Origin of the sequence: Streptomyces sp. SID14515, from assembly GCF_010548505.1 — a bacterium.
In the GTDB taxonomy this organism is placed as follows: Bacteria; Actinomycetota; Actinomycetes; order Streptomycetales; family Streptomycetaceae; genus Streptomyces; species Streptomyces caviscabies.
The window spans coordinates 1-10,404 of the sequence record NZ_JAAGMH010000060.1; the positions used below are offsets into that span (position 1 = coordinate 1).

A 10,404-nucleotide genomic window follows, 5' to 3' on the forward strand; every position below is an offset into this window, starting at 1 on the left:
CGGGTGGATGTGGTGCAGCCGGCGTTGTGGGCGGTGATGGTGTCGTTGGCTGAGGTGTGGCGGTCGTGTGGTGTGGTGCCTGGTGCGGTGGTGGGGCATTCGCAGGGGGAGATCGCGGCTGCGTGTGTGGCGGGTGTGTTGTCTTTGGAGGATGCGGCGCGTGTGGTGGCGTTGCGTAGTGGGTTGATCGGGAGGCGGTTGGCGGGTTCGGGGGGGATGGTTTCGGTTGGTGCTGGGTTGGTTGAGGTGGAGGGGTTGGTTGGTCGTTGGCCTGGGCGGTTGTCGGTTGCGGCGGTGAATGGTCCTGGGTCGGTGGTGGTGTCGGGGGATGTTGCTGCGTTGGAGGAGTTGCTCGGTGTGTGTGAGGCCGAGCGGGTTCGGGTGCGGCGGGTGTCTGTGGATTATGCGTCGCATTCTTCGCAGGTGGAGGCGCTTGAGTCGGAGTTGTTGGGTTTGTTGGAGGGGGTGGAGGCGCGGGATTCGGTGGTGCCGTTTTATTCCACGGTGACGGGTGGTTTGGTGGGTGGTGCGGAGCTTGGGGGTGATTATTGGTATCGGAATTTGCGGGAGCGGGTGTGTTTCCGGTCGGCGGTTGATGCTGTGCTGGAGCAGCGGTTCGGTGTGTTTGTGGAGGTGAGTCCGCATCCTGTGTTGGTTCCTGGTCTTGTCGAGGGTTTTGATGAGGCGGGGGTTGATGCGGTGGCGTTGGGTACGTTGCGTCGTGGTGAGGGGGGTTGGGATCGGGTTGTGGCCAGTGTGGCCGAGGCGTGGGTTCATGGGGTGGAGGTGGATTGGTCGTCGTTGGTGCCGGCGGGTCCGCGTGTTGATCTGCCTACCTATCCATTCCAGCATCAGCGTTACTGGTTGCCGCGGTCTGCGGGTGTTACGGATGCGGCCGGTCTTGGTCTGAATGGTCTGGGTCATCCGTTGCTGGGTGCAGCGGTGACGTTGGCCGATGGTGATGGGGTGCTTTTCACCGGTCGGCTTTCTCTTGGTACACATCCCTGGCTTGCTGATCATGTTGTTGAGGGCACGGCCATCCTGCCCGGCACAGCATTCGTCGAGCTCGCCATCCGAGCCGGCGACCAGATAGGACTTGGCCATCTGGCGGATCTCACCGTGCACACTGCGCTGGTGTTGCCCGATCGGGGCGCGATGATGCTTCAGGTCCGGCTGAGCACGCCGGACGAGACCGGCCGGTGCACCGTGACCGTGCATTCCCGGCCGGAGGACGCGTCGGCCGACGCATGGGGCGCACACGCTGAGGGCGTGCTGACAGCTGAAGTGCCGGAGCCGCCCACCGTGCCCACCGCATGGCCGCCGTCTGGAGCTACAACCGCAGCCGTAGAGGACTTTTATACGCGCCTCGCCGACGCTGGTTACCACTATGGACCGGCTTTCCAAGGCCTGAGTGCTGCCTGGCGGCACAATGACGCGGTGCTCGCGGAGGTGCGTCTGTCCGAGGCTCAGGTAGCGGACGCCGGTCGGTTCGGAATCCATCCGGCTTTGCTGGACGCGGCTCTGCAGAGCATGTTCCTGCTTGATTCCGACGACGGTGGGACAAGACTGCCCTTCGCCTGGACCGGAGTGACCCTTTACGCCGTGGGTGCTACGGCGGTCCGTGTTCGCGTGACACCCTCCGGACCGGACACGGTGTCACTCGTCCTCACCGATCTCGACGGACAGCTGGTTGCTGTGGTGGACGCCCTGATGCTGCGCGCCGCATCCATCCAACACATCGGGGCGGACACTTCGGATTCGCTGTTCCACATCGACTGGGTATCCGTTCCCCTGATCGGCCACGAGCCCCCTCCTGAGGGTGTGTTCGTCTCCCGCGTCCTGAAGGCTCCCGCAGACGCGGACCCAGCAACAGCTGTACGCACCGCGACCACGGAAACGCTTTCCCTTCTGCAGGAGTGGCTCGCGGACGACCATCCGGACGGTGCCCGCTTGGCGCTGCTGACCTGCGGTGCGGTTGCCACCGAGGACAACGAGGACATCACCGATCTGGCCAACGCCGCAGTGTGGGGCCTGGTCCGTTCGGCGCAGTCCGAGCACCCGGACCAGTTCGTGCTGATCGACATGGACGCCCCGGATACCGACGCGGACCTCCTGCGAGCGGCGGTCGCCACCGGTGAACCGCAGCTCGCGATCAGGGACGGCGCGGTCCTGGCACCCCGGCTGGCCCGGGCCGCCGGCCACGAGGCGCTGGCCCCACCGCGCGGCCAGGATGCGTGGCGGCTGGACATTACCGGGAAGGGCACGATCGATAACCTCGCCCTGGTCGGCTGCCCTGACGTGCTGGAACCACTGGGCCCAGGCCAGGTCCGGCTCGCCGTACACGCAAGTGCTTTGAACTTCCGAGACGTGATTGTGGCTCTGGACGTTGTGGCCGGACTCGAAGGAGTAGGCGGCGACGCCGCCGGTGTCGTCCTTGATGTGGGACCTGGCGTCACCGAGATCGCGGTGGGTGATCGGGTGATGGGGCTCTGCCCGGGATCCTTCGGCCCCATCGCCGTGACTGATCACCGCAGTCTCGTCCGGATCCCGGACGGATGGACGTTTGAGCAGGCCGCAGCGATCCCGATCGTCGCCCTGACCGCGTACTACGGGCTGGTACACCTGGCCGCGCTGCAGCCGGGCGAACGGCTCCTGGTCCACGCCGCCGCCGGAGGCGTGGGAACGATGGCGGTGCAGCTGGCCCAGCATCTGGGCGCAGAGGTGTTCGGCACCGCCAGCCCTGGGAAGTGGGAGGCGCTGCGAGCAGCCGGTTTCGACGACGCGCACTTGGCCAATTCACGCACGCTCGACTTCGAGAAGCGCTTCCTGGAGGGCACCGAAGGCCACGGAATGGACGTGGTGCTGGATTGCCTGGCAGGTGAATTCGTCGATGCCGGTCTGCGGCTCCTGCCCACCGGCGGGCGGTTCCTGGAGATGGGCAAGACCGACAAGCGGGATCCGGTAGCGGTCACCGCGGCCTACCCCGGAGTGGCCTATCACGCGTACGACGTGCTGGAGGCCGGGGCCGAGCGAATACAGGAGATGCTCCAGGAGATACGCGCCCTGATGGAGCGGGGGATCATCCAGCCGCTGCCCGTCACCACGTGGGATGTCCGACGTGGCCGCGAAGCATTCCGTTCGCTGAGCCAGGCGCGACTGGTCGGAAAAGCCGTGCTTACCGTGCCTCAGCCGATGCGGCGGGATGGAACCGTACTGATCACCGGTGGCACCGGAGTACTGGGTGCCACGCTCGCGCGTCACATGGTGGTCGCGGGCGGCATGCGGCATCTTCTGCTGACGAGCCGCCGGGGGCCCGAGGCTCCAGGTGCGGCGGAACTGGTCGCGGAGCTGACCGAGGCGGGGGCGACGGTGACCGTAGCAGCCTGCGACGCGGCGGACCGCGACGGGCTGAGGGATTTGCTCGAAGGCATTCCGGCCGCGCATCCGCTGACGGCGGTGATCCACGCCGCCGGGGTGCTGGACGACGGGCTCATCACGTCCCTGACTCCCGAGAAACTCGACCGGGTGCTGCGCCCGAAGGTGGATGCGGCGGTCAATCTGCATGAGCTGACCAGGCGTCAAGAACTCGCGGCCTTCGTGATGTTCTCCTCGGTGGCTGCTACCCAGGGAGGGGCCGGACAGGGCAACTATGCCGCAGCCAATGCCTTCCTTGAGGCCCTGGCCCGACACCGCCGGAGCCTCGGCCTGCCGGCCTCCGCCATGGCGTGGGGTTTCTGGAACGAGCGCAGCGGTATGACAGGCCACCTGGACGAAGCCGACGTCACCAGGATGAGCCGTGCCGGGGTGCTGCCCCTGGACACCGCACAGGCATTGGCCCTGTTCGACCTCGCGCGGAGCCTGGACCTGCCGGTGACCGTGCCCACGCGTCTGGACGTCACTGTGCTACGGGCGGACGACGGCTCCGTGGCACCACTGTTGTCCGGCCTGGTGAGCGCGGTTCAGCGACGGGTGGTTACAGCCGGTGCAGACCGCGGCGGCCCCGCCCTGCGTGACCGGTTGGCCGGTATGGCCGGTACCGAACAGGACCGGGTGCTCGGCGACCTGGTGCGAACCCATGCCGCGACTGTTCTGGGCCACGGTTCGGCGGAGTCCGTACCGGCGGCGCAGACGTTCAAGGAGCTCGGGTTCGACTCGCTGACGGCAGTGGAGTTTCGCAACCGGCTCAACGCCGCGACCGGACTGCGACTGCCCAGCACACTGGTCTTCGATTACCCGACGCCCACCGCGCTGGCGGCCCACCTGCAGTCCGAACTGCTGCCGGAGCAGGCGGCAGGAGCAGACTCTGTGCTGGCCGAGCTCGATCGTCTGGAGTCGGTGCTGGGCGCACTCGGCGTTGACGACCTGGAGCGAGGGCGCATCACCCGGCGTCTGACGGCCTTGGCGGCGGCCTGGGCGAATGATGGCGGTCCGGCGAATGCGGTCGACGATCTCGACGACGCCTCGAACGATGACCTCTTCGACATTGTCGACAAGGGCTTTTCCCTTTAGGAGCGAACAGTAGATGTCCGAAGAAGCCAAGCTCCGCGATTACCTCAAGCGTGCGATCGCGGAGGGTCGACAGGTCCGCCAGCAACTACGCGACCTGGAAGAGAAGACGCGCGAGCCCATCGCGGTGATCGGCATGGCTTGCCGGTTCCCCGGCGGTGTCATTTCCCCGGAACAGCTCTGGGCTCTCGTGGCCAACGGGGTCGACGCGGTGGGCGACTTTCCCGAGGACCGGGGCTGGGCCCGGTTCTCGTCCGAGGCGTCCTACACCAAAGCAGGCGGGTTCCTCGACGGAGTCGGCGATTTCGACCCGGAGTTCTTCGGGATCTCGCCGCGCGAGGCGCTGTCCATGGACCCTCAGCAGCGGCTTCTGCTGGAGACTTCCTGGGAAGCGATCGAACGGGCCGGAATCGATCCGCTGGCTTTGAACGGCAGCCAGACCGGAGTATTCATCGGCGGGACGTCACAGGAGTTCGCCGGCCTTCTCGCCGCCTCGGACCATGACAGCGAAGGCCATATGCTCACCGGCACAGCCGCAAGCGTGCTGTCAGGAAGGATCGCCTACAGCCTGCGCCTGGAAGGGCCGGCGGTAACCGTCGACACGGCATGCTCCTCCTCGCTGGTCGCGCTGCACCTGGCGGTGCAGTCGCTGCGTAGTGACGAGTCGGATCTTGTGCTGGCCGGCGGCGTTCTGGTGATGACCACACCCGGCCCCTTCATAGAGTTCGCCCGGCAGGGCGGGCTGGCCGCGGACGGCCGGTGCAAGCCGTTCGCGGCGGCGGCCGACGGCACGGGGTGGGGCGAGGGCGTCGGTGTGCTGCTCCTGGAGCGGCTGTCCGATGCCCGCAAGAAGGGACATCCGGTGCTGGCGGTCATCCGCGGCAGCGCAGCCAATCAGGACGGGGGGTCCAACGGCCTGACCGCCCCCAGCGCCCCGGCTCAGCAGCGGGTCATTCGCCAAGCCCTGGCGAACGCCAACCTGACCGCTGCTGACGTGGATGTGGTCGAAGGCCACGGTACCGGCACGACACTCGGAGATCCCATCGAGGCCCGTGCCCTGCTGAACACCTATGGGCGGCAGGACCGCCCGAACGGTGAACCGCTGTGGCTGGGATCGCTCAAGTCCAACATCGGCCACACCCAGGCCGCAGCCGGCGTCGGCGGCGTCATCAAGATGGTGCTCGCTCTGCAACACGAGACACTGCCGCAGACCCTGCATGTGGACGAACCGACTCCGCACGCGGACTGGGAAACGGGCAACATCCAGCTGCTCACCGCGGCACGGCCGTGGCCGCGCGGGGGCCGCCCGCGCCGGGCGGGAGTGTCCTCCTTCGGGGTGAGCGGCACCAATGCCCACCTGCTCATCGAGGAGGCGCCGGAAACAGTCGACGATCCGCGACCGCACGAGACGGCAGGCGTCTCTCCGCTCGACTTGTCGGTCCTGCCTTGGGTGGTCTCGGGCGCGAGCGACACGGCGGTACGAGCACAGGCGACACGACTGGCCGATTTCTGGGACGCCACACCGGACCTGTCACCGGTGGACGTTGCCTGGTCGCTCGCCCACGGCCGCTCGGCCTTCGCACACCGGGCAGTGGTGACCGCCGCGGAAACAGACGCTCTTAGGGCAGGGCTGGCCGCGATCGCCCAAGGCGCCTCCGCACCCGGTGTGGTCGAGGGAACAGCCGAACCAACGGTCCGTGCGGCATTCGTGTTTCCCGGCCAGGGCGCGCAGTGGGCCGGCATGGCGGTCGAACTGCTCACCGGCTCGACTGTGTTCGCTGCCCGCATGAAGGAGTGCGCGGCTGCCCTCGCGCCATACGTCGATTGGTCGCTGGAAGACGTGCTGCGGGCAGACCCGGACGCTCCGCCGCTGGAGCGGGTGGATGTGGTGCAGCCGGCGTTGTGGGCGGTGATGGTGTCGCTCGCCGACCTGTGGCGGGCCTGCGGGGTGCAGCCGGTGGCGGTCGCCGGGCACAGTCAGGGTGAGATCGCCGCAGCGTGTGTGGCGGGTGCGCTTTCTCTGGCCGATGGCGCCCGGATCGTGGCCCTGCGCAGCAAACTGATCGCCTCGGAGCTGTCAGGACGAGGCGGCATGGCCTCGGTGACCTTGCCGGTGGAGCAGGTCGTGGACCGACTCCGTAACTGGCAGGACACACAGTTGTCGGTTGCGGCGGTGAACGGACCCCAGTCGGTTGTGGTTTCGGGCGAACCACACGCGCTTGACGAACTGCTGGCCCAGTGCGCGGCCGAGGGTGTACGTGCCCGACGCATCGCGGTTGACTATGCCTCCCACTCGGCTCAGGTCGAGGACATCCGGGCCGATCTGGACGCGGCGCTAGCGAACATCTCCATGGCAGCCACAGAGATCGCGTTCGTCTCCTCCGTGACCGGTGCAGTGACGGACCCGGCCGAACTGGGTACGGAGTACTGGTACCGGAATCTGCGTGAGACCGTCCAGTTCGACCAGGCCACGCAAGCACTGCTCGACCACGGGTGTACCGCCCTGATCGAGATGAGTCCGCACCCGGTGCTGGTGCCTGCGATCCGCGAGACCATCGACGACCGGGGGGCCGAAGCGGTCACCTTCGGTTCACTGCGCAGGGACGACGGCGGTCCGGATCGATTCGTCGCCTCGCTGGCCGAAGCGTACGTCCATGGAGCCACCGTGGACTGGGCAGCACTGGCAGCACGCCATGCTCCGCGGCGGGTGGATCTGCCCACCTACGCATTCCAGAATCAACGGTTCTGGCTCGAACCGCCGGTGCTCGGACAGCAGTCACCCGAAGACGTCGTGGACTCGTGGCGCTACCGCGTGCAGTGGGAACCTGTGCCGGTGCCGACCGAGACGCCTGCAAGAGGCCGATGGCTGGTTGTGGTGCCGGAGCCCGGTGCCGACGGCGACGTGGCGCGGGCGCTGGCGCCTGCCGAGGTGGTCGAGCTGGCCGTCGGCAGCGAAGCCGATCGCCACGCCCTGGCGGCACGGCTGTCCACCGCCGGTGAGTTCCATGGTGTGGTGTCGACGGTGACCGACGTCTGGTCGTCCACCGTGCTCGTGCAGGCGCTGGGTGACGCCGAGATCGACGCGCGCCTGTGGATGCTGACCCGCGGCGCCGTGGCGGTGGGCACTCAGGACACGGTGTGTCCACGACTGACCCAGATCTGGGGACTGGGCCGAGTCGTGGGACTGGAGCACCCGGATCGCTGGGGTGGGCTGATCGATCTTCCCGAGACCCTGGACGGGACTTCCACCCGCCTGCTGTCGAGCGTGCTGGCAGGCGACGGCTCCGAGGATCAACTGGCCCTACGAGGCGCACAGGCGTACGGCCGTCGGCTCGTCCGCGCCGAAGTGGGCGACGCCGTCCCGCCACGTAGCTGGGAGCCCCGTGGCACTGTGCTGATCACCGGAGGCACTGGTGCCATCGGTGGGCATGTGGCCCGGTGGGTGGCCCGCAACGGGGCCGATCATGTCGTGCTCACCAGCCGACGAGGCACGGAGGCCCCTGGCGCGCAGGCGCTGCTCGACGAGTTGAACGAGCTCGGCATCACCGTGACCGTAGCCGCAGGTGACGTCGCGGACCGCGACTTCCTGGCCAAGACGCTGAGCGAGGCCGGTCCGATCAATGCGGTCTTCCATACGGCCGGGGTCAGCCAGTACGGCAGCATATCGGAGCTGACGCAGGCCGAATTCTCTGAAGCGGCGGCGGGAAAGGTGGCCGGTGCACAGCAACTGGATGAATTGCTGGCCGACACGGACCTGGACGCGTTCGTGCTGTTCTCTTCCGGCGCCGCCGTGTGGGGCAGTGCCGGCCAGGCGGCGTACGCCGCCTCGAACGCCTACCTGGACGGGCTGGCGGAGAGCCGCCGAGCCCGCGGTGCGACGGCTACGTCGGTGGCATGGGGCGGGTGGTCCGGTGGTGGAATGCTCGCCGGGGCCACGGAACGGGAGCTCGGTCGACGCGGGGTCGGTGCGATGGCGCCGGAGCTTGCGCTGTCCGCGTTGCAGCAAGCCCTCGACCACGACGAGACGTCGCTGACGGTGACCAGAATGGATTGGGCCCGGTTCGCGCCGACGTTCACGCTGGCACGCCGGAGCCCCCTGATCGGGGACATCCCCGAGGTCGCCGCCGCCCTGAAAGAGAATCCAGGAGAAGCGGACGCGGATCCGCGCGCCGCCGCTTTGCGTACGCGCCTGAGGGCCGCTAGCGACACCGACCGGGCCACAGCTCTGCTGGACGTTGTGCGTGCCGAGGCGGCGGTGGTGCTGGGCCATACGGACAGTGCGTCGATCGACCCTCGCAAGCCCTTCCGCGACCTCGGCTTCGACTCTCTGCTGGCGGTGGAGTTCCGCAATCGTCTGACGAAGGTGACAGGGCTACGACTTCCCGGTGCGGTGGTATTCGATTACCCCACTCCCACACGGCTCGCACATCACCTCGTGGCCGAGCTCTGGGGCGAGGCCGACGAGGCGGCGCCGGCTGCGGCAGCGCTGGGCAGCGACGAGCCGATTGCCATTGTGGGCATGGCTTGCCGCTACCCGGGCGGAGTGAGCACGCCGGAAGAATTGTGGGACCTGGTCTCGTCCGGGACCGACGCACTCACCGCGGCTCCCGTGGACCGAGGCTGGGAAACGGACGCCGTCGGTGGTTTTGTGGACGACGCCGGCCATTTCGACCCGGCATTCTTCGACATCTCCCCGCGGGAAGCGGTGGCGATGGACCCGCAACAGAGGCTGCTATTGGAAGCATCCTGGGAAGCCCTGGAACGGTCGGGCATTGACCCGACGACCCTCAAGGGTAGCTCGACCGCGGTCATAGTCGGAGCCGCAGCACTGGAGTATGCGGGTCTGCTATCTGAATCCGCACATGGCTCCGAGGGATTCGCCATGACGGGAAACTCCGGCAGCGTCATTTCCGGTCGTATCGCGTACACGCTCGGCCTGGAGGGCCCAGCGATCACCGTCGACACCGGCTGCTCATCAGCTCTGGTGGCGCTGCATCAAGCGGTCTCCTCACTGCGTAACGGCGAGTGCTCTCTGGCCTTGACAGGCGGAGTCGCGGTGATGGCGACTCCAGTGGCCTTCACCGAGTTTGCGCGGCAGGGCGGTCTGGCGGTGGATGGTCGGTGTAAGGCGTTTGCTGATGCGGCTGATGGTACGGGGTGGGGTGAGGGTGTTGGGTTGTTGGTGTTGGAGCGGTTGTCGGATGCGGAGCGTCTTGGGCATCGTGTGCTGGCGGTGGTGCGGGGGAGTGCGGTTAATCAGGATGGTGCGTCGAATGGGTTGACGGCGCCGAATGGTCCTTCGCAGCAGCGGGTGATTCGGCAGGCGTTGGCGAATGCGCGGTTGTCGTCTTCTGATGTGGATGCGGTGGAGGGTCACGGTACGGGTACGACGTTGGGTGATCCGATTGAGGCGCAGGCGTTGTTGGCGACGTATGGGCAGGGGCGTGAGGAGCCGCTGTGGCTTGGGTCGTTGAAGTCGAATCTGGGTCATACGCAGGCTGCTGCTGGTGTGGCTGGTGTGATCAAGATGGTGATGGCGATGCGGCATGGGGTGTTGCCGCGGACGTTGCATGTGGATGAGCCGTCGTCGCATGTGGACTGGTCGGCGGGTGCGGTCGAGTTGTTGACGGAGCAGCGTGCCTGGCCTGAGGTGGGGCGTCCGCGTCGGGCGGGTGTGTCGTCGTTCGGGATCAGTGGGACGAACGCGCACGTGATTCTGGAGCAGGCGCCTGAGCTGTCTGTTCCTGTGCCTGTTACGTCTGTTGTGCCGGCTGTGTCTGGGCTTGCTGGTGTGGAGCCGTGGTTGTTGTCGGCTCGGTCGGAGTCTGCGTTGGGTGCGTGGGCTGAGCGTCTGCGGCCTTTGGCCGGGGAGCCGGGGGTGGCTGCGGGGCTGGCTGC

At 67.4% G+C, this 10,404-nt stretch carries 2 protein-coding genes; both read left to right on the forward strand.

Features of this window, described 5'->3' with window-relative positions; translation table 11 throughout:
* The first annotated feature begins 12 nt into the window (after positions 1-12).
* Entirely contained in the window at positions 13-4,509 is a 4,497-nt protein-coding gene (locus tag G3I54_RS11225; protein ID WP_343240310.1) for an SDR family NAD(P)-dependent oxidoreductase, read from the forward strand.
* A gap of 13 nt (positions 4,510-4,522) precedes the next feature.
* A partial coding sequence (locus G3I54_RS11230; RefSeq protein ID WP_164613621.1) for a type I polyketide synthase occupies positions 4,523-10,404 on the forward strand: 5,882 nt, incomplete at its 3' end.